At 67.7% G+C, this 18,482-nt stretch carries 16 protein-coding genes; 14 read left to right on the top strand and 2 right to left on the bottom strand.

Annotated elements, in window-relative coordinates; translation table 11 throughout:
* The first annotated feature begins 30 nt into the window (after positions 1 to 30).
* A complete protein-coding gene (locus CXY76_RS17800; protein WP_199190351.1) occupies positions 31 to 609 on the top strand; it encodes a M15 family metallopeptidase in 579 nt (192 codons plus the stop codon).
* 53 nt (positions 610 to 662) lie between these two features.
* On the opposite strand, the gene CXY76_RS17795 is transcribed toward CXY76_RS17800, so the two are convergent.
* Both CXY76_RS17795 and CXY76_RS17790 read right to left on the bottom strand, forming a co-directional pair.
* Positions 663 to 1,067 carry a hypothetical protein gene (locus CXY76_RS17795; protein WP_104166850.1) on the bottom strand — a complete coding sequence of 135 codons (405 nt, stop codon included), beginning with the start codon at positions 1,065 to 1,067 and terminating at the stop codon, positions 663 to 665.
* Between the two features lie 106 nt (positions 1,068 to 1,173).
* Positions 1,174 to 1,845, bottom strand: coding sequence for a GAP family protein (locus tag CXY76_RS17790; protein ID WP_104166849.1), 672 nt, complete (start codon positions 1,843 to 1,845; stop codon positions 1,174 to 1,176).
* Positions 1,846 to 1,976: 131 nt separating this feature from the next.
* Here CXY76_RS17790 and CXY76_RS17785 point away from each other — a divergent pair, with 131 nt between their 5' ends.
* The 13 genes from CXY76_RS17785 (at position 1,977) to CXY76_RS17725 (ending at position 18,419) form a co-directional block, all read left to right on the top strand.
* Entirely contained in the window at positions 1,977 to 3,119 is a 1,143-nt protein-coding gene (locus CXY76_RS17785; protein WP_158253937.1) for a hypothetical protein, read from the top strand.
* Positions 3,120 to 3,169: 50 nt separating this feature from the next.
* Entirely contained in the window at positions 3,170 to 3,817 is a 648-nt protein-coding gene (locus tag CXY76_RS17780) for a hypothetical protein (RefSeq protein WP_146073488.1), read from the top strand.
* A gap of 138 nt (positions 3,818 to 3,955) precedes the next feature.
* Positions 3,956 to 4,936: a C4-dicarboxylate transporter gene (locus CXY76_RS17775; RefSeq protein WP_104166846.1), complete on the top strand. Its 981-nt coding sequence runs from the start codon at positions 3,956 to 3,958 to the stop codon at positions 4,934 to 4,936.
* Between the two features lie 73 nt (positions 4,937 to 5,009).
* Positions 5,010 to 6,344 (top strand): phosphoribosyltransferase family protein, encoded by a 1,335-nt coding sequence (locus CXY76_RS17770; protein ID WP_104166845.1) that lies wholly within the window; start codon positions 5,010 to 5,012, stop codon positions 6,342 to 6,344.
* 210 nt (positions 6,345 to 6,554) lie between these two features.
* Positions 6,555 to 10,922, top strand: a complete 4,368-nt coding sequence (locus CXY76_RS19790; RefSeq protein ID WP_158253936.1) for an FtsK/SpoIIIE domain-containing protein — start codon at positions 6,555 to 6,557, stop codon at positions 10,920 to 10,922.
* A gap of 1 nt (position 10,923) precedes the next feature.
* On the top strand, positions 10,924 to 11,487 hold the full coding sequence (locus CXY76_RS17760) for a hypothetical protein (protein WP_104166841.1): 564 nt from the start codon (positions 10,924 to 10,926) through the stop codon (positions 11,485 to 11,487).
* Positions 11,484 to 12,443 (top strand): hypothetical protein, encoded by a 960-nt coding sequence (locus CXY76_RS17755; RefSeq protein WP_104166839.1) that lies wholly within the window; start codon positions 11,484 to 11,486, stop codon positions 12,441 to 12,443. The genes CXY76_RS17760 and CXY76_RS17755 overlap by 4 nt, the downstream gene beginning before the upstream one ends.
* Positions 12,433 to 14,520, top strand: coding sequence for a hypothetical protein (locus CXY76_RS19465; RefSeq protein WP_158253935.1), 2,088 nt, complete (start codon positions 12,433 to 12,435; stop codon positions 14,518 to 14,520). Before CXY76_RS17755 ends, CXY76_RS19465 begins: the two co-directional genes overlap by 11 nt.
* A 241-nt stretch (positions 14,521 to 14,761) precedes the next feature.
* A complete protein-coding gene (locus tag CXY76_RS17745; RefSeq protein WP_146073487.1) occupies positions 14,762 to 15,082 on the top strand; it encodes a hypothetical protein in 321 nt (106 codons plus the stop codon).
* A 122-nt stretch (positions 15,083 to 15,204) separates the two neighbouring features.
* Positions 15,205 to 15,591, top strand: coding sequence for a WXG100 family type VII secretion target (locus CXY76_RS17740; protein WP_233199992.1), 387 nt, complete (start codon positions 15,205 to 15,207; stop codon positions 15,589 to 15,591).
* A 52-nt stretch (positions 15,592 to 15,643) separates the two neighbouring features.
* Positions 15,644 to 15,943, top strand: a complete 300-nt coding sequence (locus CXY76_RS17735) for a hypothetical protein (protein WP_104166835.1) — start codon at positions 15,644 to 15,646, stop codon at positions 15,941 to 15,943.
* Positions 15,940 to 17,856: a hypothetical protein gene (locus CXY76_RS17730; RefSeq protein WP_104166833.1), complete on the top strand. Its 1,917-nt coding sequence runs from the start codon at positions 15,940 to 15,942 to the stop codon at positions 17,854 to 17,856. The genes CXY76_RS17735 and CXY76_RS17730 overlap by 4 nt, the downstream gene beginning before the upstream one ends.
* 35 nt (positions 17,857 to 17,891) lie before the next feature.
* Entirely contained in the window at positions 17,892 to 18,419 is a 528-nt protein-coding gene (locus CXY76_RS17725) for a hypothetical protein (protein ID WP_158253934.1), read from the top strand.
* Positions 18,420 to 18,482 lie beyond the last annotated feature (63 nt).

The raw sequence follows: 18,482 nt of genomic DNA, 5'->3' as shown, positions 1-18,482 counted from the left end.
GAAGTCTCCACGAATTAAGGAGACGCACCAGTGTTGAAGAAGAGAAGCGCCGCCGCCATGCTCGGCCTGTTGCTGCTCGGCGGGTTGGCTGTCGGCCTGATCGCCCTGACCGGACCGTCCCGCGACGACGCTGCCGTCGCTGGCGGGCTCTGGCCCGCCGGCCCCGCTGTGGGCGTTGAGGACGGCGCGATCGAGGAAGGCGAGGCGGTCTCTCCCTTCGCTGACGACCTGCCGGCCATCGCGAAGCTCGAGCCCGGGCTGCGCTCGGCCATGCAGGACGCCGCGCGCGACGCCATTGCCGACGGCATCGACTTCGTCGTGACGAGCGGATGGCGAAGTGCCGCTTACCAGCAGTCGCTGCTCGACGCCGCGGTGATCGAGTACGGCAGCGCGGAGGTTGCGGGGGAGTTCGTGCTCTCGCCGGAGCAGTCCAAACACGTCACCGGCGAGGCCGTGGACATCGGGCGAACCGATGCGGACAGCTGGCTCAGCCAGCATGGAGCCGACTATGGGCTCTGCCAGATCTACGCCAACGAGATGTGGCACTTCGAACTCGCGACAAGCCCAGACGGAGAGTGCCCGACGCAGCTCATGAACGCCGGTGGCTAGATTCGCCGGTCGGGGCTTTGGTGGTCGCCGATTGTCACGGGCAGCTCAGGTGCCTAGAGCACGTAACGCGTGTCCCATCCGTACTCGGCGAAGAACAACGCCTCTGAGTAGGTCAGCTCGATGGGGAACGTGAGTGTGCGCATCCGATCGCGAAGGTAGGCAACCGTCTCGAGGGTGTCCGGTTCTCCCGCCGTGGATTTTTCCGGAACGCTGATGAGCTCGCTGCCTGGCCCGACGACCACCTGCACGACCATCTCATCGCCGTCGCTGTTGACCGCGGGTAGTTGGAACAACTCGGAGTCGTGGCCCCCCGGAAACGCGACGACCAACTCCAGAAGCGCATCCGCGGCCCCATCTGTGGTCAGGAACGATTCTCCGCAATACGAGACTCTCTTCATGGACCTACCGATTCCCTGCCTTGTCGACGCAAACCCGCCGAGAGAGACGGCAGCCGTCATGAACGGATGCGATTCCTCTCCCGGGGACCGACTGTCGATGCGTCAAGGTACCAGTGGAAGGTCGTTGACCGCAGTCGGCGCAAAAGGGGACCAGAAGTTCTTCCGGTCAGAACGATCCGATGCCCTTGCCGATGAGGACGACGCCGATCACGAGCAGCAGCACGGCCATCACCGTGGCGTTGTTGTGCACCAACCACCCGCGGAGCGCCTCAAGGGGGCCGGCCATCCGGTTCGATGCTGCGAGGTAGGCGATGACGGGCAGGGCAACCGTCGACGCGGCGATCACGGTGAACACGACGATTGCGACGGTTGTGGAGCCCACGCTGAGCCCGGCGGAGCCGATCGATACCCCGGCGGCGGCGCCGAGGAGCAGGTTCTTCGGGTTGAGTCCCGAGAGCGCGATGCCGAGCACGAGGCCGCGTCCGGCGGTCATGGAATCGATGGCGGCCATCCACTTCGGCAGCGGCGGGTCTGCGTCGCCCGCGGGTCGCGACCGCCACTGTCTCGCGGCCAGGAACAGCAGTGCCGCTCCGAGCACCAGCTTGACGACGCCGGCGACCGGCTGCGAGCCGTCGTCGCCGGGCTCGGGGAGGAGCGATGAGAGGAGCGTGAATGCCGTGACGACCACCACCACCCCGAGCACCCAGCCGATCAGGAAGCCCACGCTCGTGCCGCGGGCCTTCGGCGAGAGGAGCATCAGGATGGCGGCGATGATGGGGATGGGACTGATGGCGATGCCGAGCGCGAGCGGGAGGATCTCGCCGATGACGGAATTCATGGTGTCCTCCTCCGAGGCAGTCCGCGTGCGGTCAGTATCACCGGCCCCCCGGCCGGGCGAAAGAGGCGTGCGACGAAACGGTTGGGCGCGATCGCGTTCGCGCGCGCACTAACGTGAGTGTCGGGGGATCGATGACCATGGAACTACGCTGGTTGACCGCGCCGGCTGACGAGGTCGCTGCGGCGATGGCGTCCGTGCGCCGTGACTCCCGGCCGAAGTGGGTGCCGACGCGGCGGCAGGTGCTCGTGCATGTGAACAACTGCCTGATCCTGTGGTACCTCTTCATCGTCTTCATGACATTCGGTGTGCGCGTCGACGTGTATCACGACGGCCAGGCAGACGCGTCCGACATCGGCGGTCTCACGGTGACCATGACGATTCTCGCCGGCTGGCTCTTCGGGACTTACTGGCTACATCGCTGGGCGGCCAGGCCGCCGTCGCCGCGCACCCGGCTGAAAGAATGGCGGCAGACCCTGACCGCCCTAGCGAACGGTTTCGAATACCGGCCGAGTTCGGTCGCGACGTTTTCGTCGCTGATCACCACTCCCAGCCGCGGAGTGAGTGAGCATCCACGTTTCGTCGCGCCCGGTGTCGAGTTCGGCAATCTGGTGCGCCGGGCCGGCCGGTCGGGTACCTGGCACTATCTCGCCGTCAGGCTGCCCGCGCCGCTGCCGCACCTGATCCTTGACGCGACCTCGAACAACCGGCTCGGCAGCGACCTGCCCGGAGGAATCGACCGCGCCCAGCGATTGTCTCTCGAGGGAAACTTCGACCGATGGTTCCACCTGTACGCGCCGATGACATACCGGTCGGACGCGCTGTATCTGCTCACGCCCGACGTGATGGCGGCGCTCATCGACACCGCAAGCGACTACAACATAGAAATCGTCGACGACACCCTGGTCTTCTTCACCTCGTCAGCTGTCGACTTCGGCACGCCAGAGCCTTGGCAGGCCGTCCACGCAATCCTCGCCGACGTCGCTTCACGAATCGCAGCCAGCGCCCGACGATATCGCGATGAACGCGTACCCGGGCAAGAGATCCCACTCGTGATCTCGGCAATCAACGCCGCGCTCAAGAATCCCGACGTGGTGTGGGTTGCGCCGCGCCCCCGTATCGGGCCAGACGGACGCCGCCTCAACTTCCGGGACCGCACCAACGGCTTCTGGTCGATGCTCGGCGGGCTTGGCTGGTTCGTTTTTCTCACCTTGCTCTACGTGGTGCCCGGGATCTTCGCCTTTGCGGGGCTGATGTCCATCATTGACGGCCGGTAGGCGCGCGACGACCGGCGTCACAGCGAACCGTCGGGTCTATGGTTGGCGGCATGAGCCCGGACGATACACCCGCTCGAGTTGGATGGGCGAGCGCCATGATGGTGTTGGGCGGACTGCTTTCGGCCGCGCTCTGGCTCGTCTTCACCACGGTGCATGGCCCGACGTCGTTCAACGAAGACCGCGCTGTTCTGGGCGGCTCGATGCTGTTCTGGGGCATGTTGCTCGGTGGTATTCCGAATCTGCTGATTGCAACGGGGCTGGTCCTTCTCGCGTCGCGTCTGGTGCCGACTCCGGGCCGCGTTGCACGGGTCGGCTACGTGCTGCTACTGATCGGGCTCATCGTTCCGGCGCTCGTCGATCTGAGCATCCAGGCCTTGGGGGCACCCTTCTTGCTACCTGTCGCCGCAATCGGCCTGGCCCTGCTCGCTGTGGGTACGCGGCGCAACCCACGAGTCAGCAGGCCGAGCCGCCTTCTGTTGCTGCTGATTGGAGTACTCCTCGCGAGTGCCTTCGCCTGGGCCTTGCTGCCGAGTACGCTGACGGACCCGATCGGCGGCTACCGAATCTACGGCGTTGTCGCGCATCTCGGGGCGGGCATCTGCTGGGTCCTGTTCGGTATCAGCGTCCTGCGGGCGCGAGCGCTCTCCGAGCCGGCTGCAAACAGGATTCCTGGACCCATACATGGGGACTCACTGTGACGAAGGTCCCGCCCGACCCCGCGTAGCGTGGACCGGGCGGGATCGGGATGCTGGACGATGTGATGGGCACGACGCTCACCGCTCACCGCTCACCGCTCACCGCTCACCGTTCACGTCCGTCCGCGAGGAGACCATCGCATGAGAACCGCCCCGTTGTCGCGCGCCCGCACCGGCCGGGCCCCGCTCAGCAGCCTCGGCATCCCGTTCGGGCTCTCCGGCCTTGCCGGCACCTGGACCATGGCCGCCCACACTTCCCTCGCGCCGCCCATCATCGCCGAGGGGCTGTGGATGCTCGCCGCAGCCGCCTGGATCGTCGTCGTCACGAACTACCTGTGGCGATCCCGTAATCGAGGCGGAAGCATCCGCGAAGACCTGCGCGACCCTGTGCAGGGCGCCTTCGCCTCGCTCGCACCGACGTCGGCGATGCTCGTCTGCACGCACTACGCGCAGTATCTCCCGCTCGCCGGCCGCATCGCCACGGGAGTCTTCATGATCATCGGCCTGCTTTTCGGCGCTTGGTTTCTCGCTCAGCTCGCGCTCCGGGAGCGCAGCATCGACACCGTCCACGCCGGCTACCTGTTGCCCACGGTCGCCGCCGCGTTCATCGTCGGGCAGGGCGCAGGCACCTTCGGCTGGACGCTGCTGGGCGAAGCGGCCATCGCCGTCGGGATCCTCTTCTGGCTGATTCTGGGCACGATCATCCTGGCGCGGATGGCGTTCCGCCCCACCCCGCCCGCCGCTCTCCTACCGACCTTCGCGATCTGGTCCGCGCCCCCGGCCGTGGCGGGAAACGCCTGGTTCGCCGTCAACGGCGGCCGCATCGACCTGATCGAGACCATGTTGCTCGGCACGTTCGTCGTGCTGATCCTGGTGCAGCTGATGATGCTGGGCGCCTACTGGCGGCTGCCCTTCACGCTGGGGTTCTGGGCCTTCACCTTCACCGCCGCCTCCAGCGGAACGTATGCGGCACATTGGCTGGCGCTCTGGGGCGGCCCTGGTCACGCGGTGTGGGCGTGGCTGGCCATTGGGCTCGCCACGGTGCTGATCGGGAGCATCGCCGTGCGATCCGTGGCCCTGCTGAGCAGGCACAGCCTTCGTTCGACAGCGTCGGCGGCGTGAGGGTCTCAAACAGCTGAGACCGACGCAGCCCCGGTGACTAGCGCCCGGCTGACTCGGGGACGATCATGGGCCGATGGTGCTCTTCACTGATCGCGTCGAGGCCGGCCGCCGGCTGGCCCTGCAGCTCGACTACCTGCGTGGGCAGGACATCGTTGTGCTCGGTATACCCCGTGGGGGAGTGCCGGTGGCGTTCGAGGTCGCCGCAGCGCTCGACGTGCCGCTCGACGTCATCGTCGTGCGCAAGCTCGGTGTGCCCTTCCAGCCCGAATTCGCGATGGGCGCCATCGGCGAGGGCGGGGAGCAACTCATCGACGAATCGACCGTGGCCTTGACCGGGGTGACCGACGCCGAGGTGAGCGCGGTCGAAGCCCGCGAGCGGGTGAACCTTGACGCGCGGGTGGCGCGGCTTCGGCCGGGACGCAGCCGGATCCCGCTCGATGGCCGTACCGTCGTGATCGTCGATGATGGGGTGGCCACCGGGGCGACCGCACGGGTGGCCTGCGACGTGGCCCGCCGGTTCGGCGCCGAGAACGTGATCCTCGCGGTGCCCGTAATTGCCGCCTCGACCCTGGCGGAGATGACCGGCGCCGACGACATCGTCTACCTGGCGGCACCGGAGACCTTCTGGGCGGTGGGCCAGTTTTACACCGACTTCTCGGCCACCACCGACGACGAGGTCGCCCGGCTGCTCGACGAGGCGGCCCGCCGGCTCACCGGACCGTCGGGCACCACGACTCCGAGCCCCGAGGCGGGCGTCGACGACGAGGTCGAGATTCCCGTCGACGTCGTGACCCTGAACGGGCACCTGCACCTGCCCGTGTCGCCGACCGGAGTGGTGCTCTTCGCCCACGGCAGCGGCAGCAGCCGGCACAGCCCCCGCAACCAGTACGTGGCCGATGTGCTGTTCGAGGCAGGGCTGGGCATCCTTTTGTTCGACCTGCTCACGCCGGAGGAGGAGCTGGACCGTGGCAACGTCTTCGACATCGAGCTGCTGGGCCGGCGATTGGCCGCCGTCACGCACTGGCTGACCGAGAGGCCCGAGACCGCCGGATGCCGCATCGGCTACTTCGGCGCCAGCACCGGAGCCGCCGCGGCGCTCTGGGCGGCCGGCGAGCCGGGCACACACATCGCCGCCGTCGTCTCCCGTGGCGGCCGACCGGATCTGGCCGGCACCAGACTGCCGCTGGTGACCGCCCCCACCCTGCTCATCGTCGGCGGTGCCGATATCACCGTGCTGGAGGTCAACCGCGAGGCGCAGAAACACCTGCGCTGCGAAAACAGTCTGGCCGTGGTGCCCGGGGCCACCCACCTGTTCGAGGAACCGGGTGCCCTGGGCGCCGTTGCCGAGCTGGCCGCCGACTGGTTCGCCCGCCACCTGTTGCCGGCGAGCACCGGGGCGCCCGCCTAGCTGCTCGAAGTTGCCCGATCAGAGGCAAAAAGCACCGCCCAGGGGGCCCGATGCCGTATGGTCGCCCCTGGGGGAACAACGATGAAGCTTCGACTTGCCGTAAAAGATTCGTCCGGGTTGGTGGGCGATGTCGTCGTGACGGCGGATGTCACCGCGACGGTCAGTGATATCGCCAGACACCTCTCGAGCCGAACGGTTCGGGGAACGCCGGTGCTTTCGCCAGAGACGGCAGGCGCAGGGCCGGCCCCGGACCTCACCCTGCGAGCGGAATACCCCGGCCGGGTCCAGGCCCGGCTGCTCAACCCGTCGGCCACCATCCACGAGTCGAATCTGCGCTCCGGCTGCACCGTCGAAGTGGTCTCCAGCCTGGAGCGCCGAGACGGCGACGACCTCTTCGGCACCGCCGCCGCGATCGTGCGGGTGCTCGAAGGCCCGGATGCCGGGAACGAGTTCACCATCGCCACCGGCGTCAACTACGTCGGCGGCGCCCCCGACTCGCAGGTGCCGCTGACCGACCCGAATGTGTCGCGCCGCCACGCCTCCATCACGGTGGGCGACACCATCAGCGTCACCGACCTGAACTCGGCCAACGGCCTCACCGTCGACGGCGCCCTCTGCCACCGCTCGCTGCTCTCGGCCTCGTCCCGGCTGCAGCTGGGCGCATCCGTGCTCATGGTCATCCCGCTGCCGGTGCCCGCCGGGGCGTCGGCGGAACCGGCCGCCGCGGACTTCTCCCGCTCACCGCGCGTTGAGCCGGTCTATCTCGGCCGCACCTTCACCGCACCCGAGCTGCCCAACCCGCCGGAGAAGCAGCGCTTCCCGACCCTGGCCCTGATCGCCCCAGTGGTCATGGGCGCGGTGCTGTTCCTGGCCACCCGGCAGGTGTACACGCTCCTGTTCATCGCCATGGCCCCGATCATCCTGCTCGGCACCTGGATCGACAACCGCATCCAGGGTCGCCGTAAGGGTCGCGCCGAGAACGCACGCTTCGACGCCGCCGTCGTCGACCTCGAAGACAGCCTGGCGGAGGAACGCGAAAGCCAGATCGACGCCCGGCTGGCCGAATCGCCGTCCGCCGCCGCCATCGCCACCGCAATGCAGGAGCACTCCGCGTTGCTGTGGACCCGCAAACCCGAACACGCCAGCTTTCTCGAGGTGCGCCTGGGCCTGGGCGCACAGCGCAGCCGCAGCACCATCGCCCTGCCGTCCAAGCACACCGGCACCGTGGACGAGTGGCACCGGGTGAACGCCATCATCGACGAATACGCCCAGGTGGACGGCGTGCCCGTCTCGGAAAACCTCGCCCGCTGCGGTGCTCTCGGCATCGCCGGCTCGTCGACCCAGGCGGCGGATGCGGCCCGCGCCGTGATCACCCAATTGGTCGGCCTGCATTCCCCGGCCGACCTCGTCGTCATGGCGTTCGCCGGCGGCGACGCCACCGCAGACTGGGCCTGGCTGAAATGGCTGCCGCACGTGAACTCCCCGCACAGTCCGCTGCGGGTCAACGGCCTCGCCGCGGACTTCCCTGCCGCGACGGCCCTGTTGGCCGCCCTGGAGGGCCTGATCGCGGCCCGTCGCACGGCCGGATCCGGCGCCGAGCAGGTGCGGTCGCGGTTGACCGAATCGCGCACGGCCACCGACGACCTGGCCGCCGCGGTGGACCGGCTCCCGGCCCGACCGGCGATCATCGTGCTGGTCACCAACGAAGCGCCCGCCGACCGGTCCCGCCTGGTCGCGCTCAGCGAAGAGGGCGCCGACCACGGCGTTTTCCTGGTCTGGCTGGCACCCTCCGTGGCGGCGCTGCCCGTGGTCTGCCGCACCTACCTCGACGTGCAGCCCGCCGGCACGAACGTCGGGTTCGTGCGTGTCGGGCGCACGGTGGCCCTGGCGACCCTGGAAACCGTGGACCCGGCCGGTGCCGCGACCGCCGCCAGGGCGCTGGCTCCGGTCGAAGACATCGGCGCCCGGGTGCTCGACGAAACCGACCTGCCGCACAGCGTCAACTTCCTCGACCTCTACGACGGTGACGTGGCCGACGACACCGCGGCGGTCCTGCAGCGTTGGGTGAAGAACGACAGCCTCAGTTCGAGCTGGGTGCCCGGCACCTCGCGTGAGGCCGGCGGCATCCGTGCCCTCGTCGGGCAGGGCGCCAGTGAACCGTTCTACCTCGACCTGCGCACGCACGGCCCGCACGCCCTCGTCGGCGGCACGACCGGGTCGGGCAAGAGCGAATTCCTGCAGACCTGGATCATGGGCATCGCCGCGGAATACGCGCCGGACCGGGTGACCTTCCTGCTCGTGGACTACAAGGGCGGCGCCGCATTCGCCGAGTGCGTCGACCTGCCGCACACCGTGGGCCTGGTCACCGACCTTAACCCGCACCTCGTGCGCCGGGCGCTCACGTCGCTGCGCGCCGAGCTGAGGTTCCGTGAGCACCTGCTGAACAGTAAGGGCGCCAAAGACCTCGAGACGCTGGAGAAGCGTTCCGACCCGGATGCCCCGCCGGCGCTGATCCTGATGATCGACGAATTCGCCGCCCTCGCCTCCGAGGTGCCGGAGTTCGTCGACGGCGTCATCGACGTGGCCCAGCGCGGCCGGTCGCTCGGCCTGCACCTGGTGATGGCCACCCAGCGGCCCGCCGGCGTGATCAAAGACAGCCTGCGCGCCAACACCAACCTGCGGGTGGCGCTGCGGGTGGCCGACGAGGCCGACAGCCAGGACGTGCTCGGCGTGGCAGATGCCGCGGGCTTCGACCCGGGAACCCCCGGTCGGGCCGCGGCCAAGCTCGGCCCCGGCCGGGTGCTCGACTTCCAAACCGCCTACCTCGGCGGCCTGACCCCGCCCGCGTCGGCCTCGGTGCCGGCACCGGATGTGGAGGTCGCCGACCTGTCCTTCGGCCCCGGGGCCACCTGGGCCAGCAACGTCGCCCGCCCCCGCAGTGCCGGCGGAGCCCGCGACATCGAACGCCTGGCCCGCACCATCGCCGGCGCCGCGGACAGCCGCGACCTGGCCCTGCCCCGCAAGCCCTGGCTCGACCAGCTGCCGGCCCTGTTCGACTTGGCCGGGCTGCCCGTCGCCGGCGAGGGGCTGCTGCCGGTGGGGATGCTCGACGAACCCGAGGAACAACGCCAGTCCCCGTTCGTCCTGGACCTCGACACCATCGGCAACCTGGTCATCCTCGGCACCGGCGGGGCGGGCAAAACCGCGGCGCTCCGCACGATCGCGGTGGCCGCCTCGGCGGCGGCCGAGACGCATCCGGTCGCCGTCTACGGACTCGACTTCGCCGGCGGCGGCCTGAGCATGCTCGAGTCGCTACCCACCGTGGGCGCGGTGATCGCCGGCGACGACACCGAACGGGCCGCCCGCCTGTTCAAGGACCTCGCCCAGCTGGTGGACGACCGGGCCGCCCGGTTCGCGCTGGCCAGGGCCGGCTCGCTCGGCGACTACCGGCGCATCACCGCCGTCGCGGAACCGCGCGTGCTCGTTCTCATGGACGGGATGGCGGCGTTCCGCGCCGACTACGAATTCCGCGGCGCCGGCGAACTGTTCGACAGGTTCCTCAAGCTCGCCGCCACCGGCCGGCAGGTGGGCGTGCACTTTGTGCTCACCGCCGACCGCTCGGGGGCGCTGCCGACACAGCTGCTGGCCAACGTGGGGCAGCGACTCGTGCTGCGCCTGGCCGGTGAGAGCGAGTACTCGGCCGCCGGGGTGCGCCCCGACGTGCTCACCGACGCCGTGCCCGGCCGCGGCCTGGTCGACGGCCACGAGGTTCAGCTGGCGGTGCCGGGCGGCACGGCCGACCTCACCGTGCAGTCCACCTGGGTGGAGACGCTCGCCGCTCGGCTGCGCGCCGCCGGCGTCGACGCCGCGACCGGGGTCGAGCGTCTGGCCGTGCACATCCCGCTCGCCGACCTGCCCGCGCAGGTGGCCGGCCGGCCCACCCTCGGCGTCAGCGACGAAAGCCTCGAGCCGGTGGGCGTGCCCCTGGACGGCCTCTTCGTGGTCACCGGGCCGTTCGGCTCTGGCCGTACGACGACGATGACCACCATCCTGCAATCTGTGCGCGCGACCCGGCCCGAGCTGCGGCCGTGCCTGCTCGTGGGCCGGCGCAGCGCCCTCGCCGACGTCACCGACTGGGCGGAACTCTCGACCGACGCGGACGAAGCCGAAGCGTTGGCGGTGCGCCTCGCGACCGTGCTGGAGCAACCGGCCACGGCCGGCGGCACCGACCTCCTGATCGTGGTCGAAAACGTGGGCGACTTCGAGGGGCTGCCCGCCGAGGGCGCCGTGGCCCGGCTGATCAAGGCGGCCCGCCGCGCCGGTGTGCCGGTGATCGCCGAAACCGACACCGTCACCGCCGCCAGCGCCTGGCAGATCTACAGCGAGCTGAAGACCGCCAGGGCCGGCATCGTGCTGCAACCCGAAGAGACGGATGGCCTCAGCCTGTTCCGCACCCCCTTCCCGCGGGTCACCCGCAGCGACTTCCCACCCGGCCGTGGCCTGCTCGTCGACGCCGGCCGGGCCATCCAGGTGCAGGTGGCCTTCCCGCGCCCGATCCCCATAGAGACCCGGAGCTGACATGTACGGAGACACCAGCCGGATGCGCACGCAGGCGTCGACCACGCGCGACAACGCCACCCAGCTACGCAGCCGCGCCAGTGGGCTGCTGACCCAGGTTGAAGGAATGGCCTGGTCGTCGAGCGCGGGGGACACGCTGCGCGCGCGTATTCGCACTGTAGCCCTGGGTCTGGGTAGCGAAGCCCAGTTGCTCGACGACGCAGCCTTGCAACTGGAGGCCCACGCCCGCGCCGTCGATGAAGCGAAAGCGGCCATCGCAGCAGCCCAGGCAGCAGTGCAGGTGGCCTGGGACAGGTCCGTGAACGTGGTCGGCAACGTCATCGAAACGACCACAGACATCGCGGTGGCTTCGGTCAGCAGCGCCATGAACACCATCGGCAGCGCCCTGAGCGGCGCCGCGGACGAGGTGCGCGTGACGATGTTCACCATGGCGGACGAACTCGTGCCAGAGTCAACGGTCGAGCTGGCCCGGAGTGTGGTGCGCGCCGTGCCGGCCTTGCCACCGGCGGGCTCCCGGGATTGGCTTGACCTGGACGGCACCTTCTCCACGCAGGGCTGGAAGTGAGCGGCGCGACCGGCGCCACGGCCCGCGCCTCGGAGACCCTGTTCTCGTTGACCCTGCCGGAGGTGCGCCTGCTCCGGGACCACCTGCCTGGCCTGATCCTGCCGGCGTTTATCCCCGCTGCCGAGTCGACAGGCGCTGCCGATGAGACAACCCAGTCGGCCGGCGTGCTGACAGGACTGAAGGCGCGGCAGCTCGTCAGCAACGAAGTCGGCCTGGACGATCCCGACTGGTCGACACAGATCCCGTCGACCCTGCTGCTGGCGCTGACCCTGCAGATGTCGGGTCGACTGGTCGTCCAGGTCGTGGCCTGGAGCGCCGCCGAAGGGGCCGGGCGCTCGACCACTGTGCACTCCACAACCGTGACCGGGACCGTCTGCGCGGGCTTGACCGTGCGCTCCACCGCGAAAACCGAGGATGAGCCGCAGGTGGAGGTCACCATGGCGCCCTTGGCGGGGTTGTACCCGTCGCTGGCCCGGCTGCTGCCAGCCGATTCACTCGTGGCCGGCCCGCCGGTCAGCGATGGGTCGGGCAGGGCCGTGTCGCTGGGGATCGTGGAGTCGCGTGCGTTGATCGCCGCGATCCGCGGCGACGACCACAGGGTTGTGGCGAACCTCACCGCCGAACTCCACGCCGCAGACGCCCGTGAGGTGCTGCAGGATCTCAGCGGGGCGATGGGCACGGGGTACCGGATCAAAGCCTTCGGTGTGGTTGGAGACACGGCAGGTGGGGCTCTGTTCGCCCGGGACTGGTTCAGGGGACCGCGGGGCTGGCTGAAGATGTCTGTGGCCCTGCCCCGGCCCGCCGCGGGTGCTGACGCCGCGCAGGCCATCACCGACCAGGGGCGGGTGACGATCCGGCGCACCGCCTTGGCCGGTATCCGCCAGGACCTGCTCGGGCTGGTTGCCGAAACCCTCCTGTCATCCAACGACCTGACCGGAGCAACCGATGCCCGCTGAAGACAAGGCCCCACCGGCCCCGACCATCGTCGACGCGTACCGTGATGGAATCGGAGATACCGCCGCTGCCGGCGCCACCGCCACACACAATCTGCAGGATGCGCAGGCGACCGCCGCGGGCGACGTGCAGGATGCGCAGGCTGCTGCCGCGCATGATCTGCAGGATGCGCAGTCCACCGCTGTGCACGACGTGCAGGATACCCAGGCTGTCGCCGCGCACAACACACAGGATGCGCAGACCGCCGCCACCGCCGCTGTACTCGGCTCAGTGGGCCGCGCCGCGGCCTCAACGAGCCGGGCCGTGACATCGGGCGGGGCCGCTGTCGCGGTCACCTTCGCCGATGTCGAGGCGATGACGACATCCATCCAGTCGTTGAACCGGCTGGTGGCACCCATGATCGGCACAGTCGCGGCCCTGGCCGTGGACCCCGACCTGCTGGAATCTCTCGTGCTCTCCCCGCTGACCGGTGCCAACGCCGAGGCGGCTGCCCTGCGGGCGGCCACACGCCTGACCACGCAGCTCGTGGTGACCGAGAGTCTTGCCCTGGTCACAGCCTCCGTGGTCACGACCTACCAGCTCGCCGACAGCGCGCTGCAGGTCTCGGCGGCGGCGCTGGGCGGCGGAGTGTCCGTCGGCGGGTCCGTCGTCGGCGGTGCGGTCACCCTGGCTGGAACGAGCATCCACGGCGCCGGTGACGTGGTCGGCGCGACCGTAACCGGTGCCTGGGATGTGGCTGGCGCCGCCGTCACCGGCGTCGGAGGCTTTGCCGGTGCGGCCGTCTCAGGTGCAGGAAGTATTGCCGGCGTGGCCGTTGCCGGCGCGGGAAATCTCGCCGGCGCCGCGGCCTCCGGTGTCGGGGGAGTTGCCGCCGCCCAGGCCGACCTCGCCGTGACGATGGTGACAGCTACTGGAGTGGTGGTGGGCCTGGCCAGTGCGGTGGCCGCATCGATCAAAATGGGCATTCTCCAGGAGACCGGTGAAACGTTGGCCGTCGCCCTGATGGCCGCTGCGGACGAATATCAGGAGAACTCTTCCGACGCCGGTTGGACTCGTGTATTCCCGCTCGCCGTCGGTGTGGGCCAATCGGTCTTCGAGAACTTCTCCTTGAGCGACGTTTCGGCCAACGGCGTCTCGAGCATCGGAAGTCTTCTGGACGCAACCGGTCCGTACTTCGATGACATTCTGGGCATGCTCATCCATGACGCGCAGACCCTCGGGATGGCCAACGATGGAGAGGCCGAACTCGGGATTTCCGGGCTGAGCGCCGAAGCGCTCGAGGAGAGGGCAGGGGCAGCTGCCGATAGGAGTTGGACTGAGATAGCCGGGACTGAGGGTTCGTTCGAAGAGGATCTGTCTGGTCGCATAATCCCAGGTGACGTTTCATCCCTCTTAGCCAGTGCCAAACAAATTGACGCCACCGGTGGGCAGGACTTCGCTGAGATTCGCATTTTCGAGAGCGTGACGATGGTAGAAGATGCACAGCACGAACTGGTCGAACAGCATGCTTATACGGTGCAGATTCCGAGCACGCTGGTGTGGAATCCGTACGCGGGGGCGGTCCCGAACGACTTGACGGCCGATCTTCTTGCGGTGCACGGCGATCAAACGGCGTTGATGAACGCGGTCTTCGACGCCATGGAAGAGTATGGGATCCCCACCGGTCCCAATGCCCCGCCCGTGATGACCACCGGCTTCAGCTTGGGAGGAATCACAGCGGCGGCGATGGCTGCCGACCCCCGCGGTTACAACATCGAGCAGGTTGTCACAGCAGGGTCTTCCATCTCGGGCATGGCGATCCCGGACGATGTGCGTGTTACTGCCCTCGAGGCCGATGAGGACCTTGTCCCGGTCGCGGCGGGCGGGAGAAATCCAGAGAGTTGGACGACTGTGGGCGGACCTGGATCCCTTCTTGCGGGAGAATCCGACTCAACAATCATTTACCCAGGAAACGTTCACGACGCGAACCGGTATGCCGTAATGGCAGCCGAACACGCCGAGATCAATACGGATCCACAGATCGCCCGTTTCTTCTCCGGTGAAGTGACCGCGACCGACTACTACGCAACGCGAAAGTGACCATCTGATGACTCAATGTGCTACCTGCCCCAGCGCCAAGCCATGGCCGGGCCGGCTAGTTGGTGTATCGATAGGTGTTGCGGCCCTGTTGACGACGTTGATGGGATGTGCGCTCATCGGCTCGGATGGGCAGTCGAAGGAATCGGTAGATGCTGCTTTGTCGGCCATTCCTGGTGTGAGCGAGGCGTCCGTCAACACGAGGAGCATCCGAAGTGGCTTTCAGATGGAGACCACTACGACCGTGAAGATCAGCCTCCAAACCGGGTTCGAAGTGCCACGCCCGGACGTGCTTGTGAACTACCTGGTGGCGGCTGCGTGGTCGACCGAGACGAAGGAGGCAAATTCGAGCATTGTGGTGATAGTGAGTGGTCACCCGCAGATCTCCGTCCTCGACGCCCTAGACGCGGGAGAATGGACGAGAAAGTCAGGCAACCCGCAGCGCGCGAGGCAGGCGTCGGTCAGCGCTGACGAAGTTAAGGACCGCTTTGGGGACTGGCCCGGCGAGGTGCCTGCGTTGCCGGATGGACTCATCGTCGGCCCGACGCCGGAGCCCACGCCGTGACCCGCGTATGAGCACCGCATGTCGTGGACTTTCCTCGCGAGCGCGTTTCACACCGCCAAACGACCCCCACTCGGGTGGCATTCGGCCTGATTTCGACCATATATCCAGGTAAACAGGACATTTTGCCTGAAATCAGCCTAAGCTGGCGGCTTGCACGGGGGGTGCGGCATCTCGCCGCATCATTGCATGTTTATCTTTTGGGGGAGTTCGCCATGGCGAATATCAATGTTTCGTACCAGGAAATCAATTCCAATGCCGACCGCCTTGTGGCCGGCCGCGACGAGATCAACGCGACGCTGGGCAAGCTCCAGTCGCAGATCGCCGCACTGATCAGCTCCGGCTTCTCAACGGACAAGTCCTCCGGCGCGTTCTCGGATGCCTACAACCGCTTCACCACCGGAGCTCAGAACACCATCGGCGGACTCGACGACCTGTCGCTGTTCCTGCGCACCACGGCGCAAACCCTCGGCGAGGTCGACGCGCAGCTAGCTGCCCGTCTCTCCCGCTAACAGCACGCGTTCTGCAGCGCGGCGGCGATGCGACGCTGCGCTGCGGTGACGCGTGGTTGACCTGAACGTCGATGCCGCCTTTGTGAAGGGCATCGCCTCATCGATGGATCGCGCCAGCGCGCCATTGAAGCTCGGCGGCGACCTCACCCGTGGCGCGGGCAGCGCCGCGCTGGGGTCTGGGCCCGTGGCAAGCACGCTCGACGAGTCGACGACCCAGCGCGCATCCCGCGCTGTGCTGGCCGGCGAGACGATCGCGGACCTGGGCCGCCGGGCCACCGACTACGTCAACGAGATCCTCGCCGCGGATACCAAGCTCGTCACTCAACTGGAGAACGGTCGGAGGCCACTGTGAGCTGGACCAGAACCAATCCGGGTGCCGGTGACCCATGGGGCATCCGAAGCCAGGCCAGCATTCGCCAGACCGGTGCCGACAACATACGCACGACAACGCTCACCAACCTGCAGACCGCCGTCACCGACGCCGCATCGGCAACGTGGACCGCGCAAGCGGCGACGGCCTTCGCCGCCAGCGCGGAAGGCCTGATTCCCGACGTGCAGGTGATCATCACCGGGCTCGAGACGGATGCCGGCGCCCTCAATCAGTACGCGGCCATGGTCGAGCAAATCCAAGACCAGGCCCGCGCGGTCCAACGTCAGCAAGACGACGCCCAACGCGACCTGGCCCGACTGCTGTTCACGTCCTTCGGTGACACCGCCGAGACGACGAGCCCCTGGTCGGAACCGGACCCCAACGCCCTGGAGCGAGCACGGGTGCTGGAGGCCCTGAGGGTAACCCGCTCGACGCTCACCCAGGTGGAGGTGCGCTGGGACGAACTCGCGCTCCAGCGCCGGGCCGCGGACGACGCCTGTGTAGCGACGCTGGCCTCGGTAGGTTCGCGGGGAAACCTGGCCGGGCTCGGGACCCAACAGCTGAGCTACTTGAGCACGATAGGGCTGCTCCAGAAACTCGATGGTCTCAGCGCCACGGAGATCACCATTCTGCTGCAGAACAATCCAGGTCTGGCCGAAAAGTTCCGGACCAGCCCGCCGGATGCCGCTGGGGTTGAGGCCTGGTGGTTCGGCCTCGGCGGAGTCTCCCAGGCGGCGCTGATCGCGGCGTTGCCCATCGTGATCGGCAACCTCGAGGGGGTGCCGTACGCCAGCCGGGTGCAGGCGAACAAGCACAACATCAGCGCGGGAATCGCGACTCTGGAGAAGGAGATCGTCGATCTGAAGAAAATCGTCGAGGCCAACAAGGACGGCAGCGGCACCCGGGGCGGGGGGAGCGGCGCCGCCCGACGGGAAGCGCAGGAGAAGATCGATGCCCTGCGGGACCAGATCAGCTACTACAGCAAGCTCCGCGACGAAAAGACCACATTCCCGGACCCCGCGACGGGGCTGCCGGTGACCGTGACCGGCCACAACATCCTCGTCTTCGACCATGCCCAGGATGCGATCGCCGAGTATTCGGGCTTGCTCGACCCGGTCACCGGCAATGTGCCCGCTGCAGTGCGCAGTCTCGGAATCTACGTGCCCGGCACCAATACGACGCTCGGGAACTTCGATGGTCAGGTCCAACGGAGCGAATGGTTCGTCGGACACGCAGCGAATGACGGCAGCATCGCCATGATCACTTGGAAGGGTGGGGCGTTTCCGCAAGGAGGTGAGGCCATCTCCGGAGGAATGACTGAAAAGCTCGGGCAACGGCTGGCTCAGTTCGGTCAAGGAATAGAACTTGCGAACACCGCCACCGTGGTCGGGTTGGGATACAGCGCAGGAGGAGCGATTCTTGGCTCGGCTGAACGGGCGGGTCTAGCGCTGGACCGGTCGCTCCAGATTTCCAGTGCGGGGATGGGTTTCGGCGTGCGTGACTTGGAGGAATACCCTGCCACCGCCGACGTGCCGCATTACTCTCTCATGGCTCCGGGCGATTTACTGGCCTATCCCCAGGGCCTCGAAGCCGGCGACTGGGGCCACGGTGGTAGCCCCTTGACCACCGATGGATTCGTTCGGCTCGAAACCGGATATCTCGAGGCCGGGGACGTGTCCTCCGGGCAGATAAAGGGCCACTCCGCTATCTGGGACAAAGAAGGCACCACGATTCTCCAGATGTACAACGTGATTGCAGGTGAACAAGTGGAGCTTTATGCGAAGCCCGAACTGATCTCGACCGACCCGGACACCGGGCAGAGTGTCTACACCAACCCGGTCATGGAACCCGGCTATAAGCCGAAAATGGTCGATGTGCAGAGTGGCGACAAGTGATGCGAATCAGCTCCGGCCGCGATGCTAGACGATCGTTGACCTCATTACTGCTGGTCGCCGCGCTCGCGATGACCGGCTGCAGCCAAGAAACGGGAGCGAGCACGAACATGACATTGGACGAGGCGGAAGAGATCACCACGTCAGACGTGGAAGCGCTGATCGCAATCATCGATCCGGCCCTCATCGAGCGTATCGATGATCGTACGAATGAGTCGACGAGCTGCAACGGGCCCGACGTCGATCCTGAGCAGCGAGTGCGCCAGTGGGAGAACCGACGTTCAATCTGGTTTGTTGACAGCGTGCGGCCGCTCAACGGGCTGGAAGCCCTCGATGAGCTCGTCAAGGCGCGGGTCGGCGACGGCTGGACACTAGCGAGAGACACCCTGGAAGATGACGGCAAGGTCCGCCGCGTGCAGCTCTTCTCGCCCGAAGCGGGCGGGAACGAAGAGGGCGTCTACGGCATCAATATCGCGGGCGGCAACGAGGTTGGCGGCCTGACCTCCCTGAATATCAGCGCTGTGAGCCCGTGCTTCGAGGTTGCCGAGGGAGAGTCGTGGAACTGACGATGAGCCGGGGGGATCGAGGCGTCACCCTCGTCCTCGGCCCGTACGACAACGGCCACAGGG

It is taken from the genome of Cryobacterium sp. N22, from assembly GCF_002929555.1.
Lineage (GTDB): Bacteria > Actinomycetota > Actinomycetes > Actinomycetales > Microbacteriaceae > Cryobacterium.
Note: the sequence above shows the minus strand (reverse complement) of the source record. Positions and strands in the feature narration are given on the sequence as shown.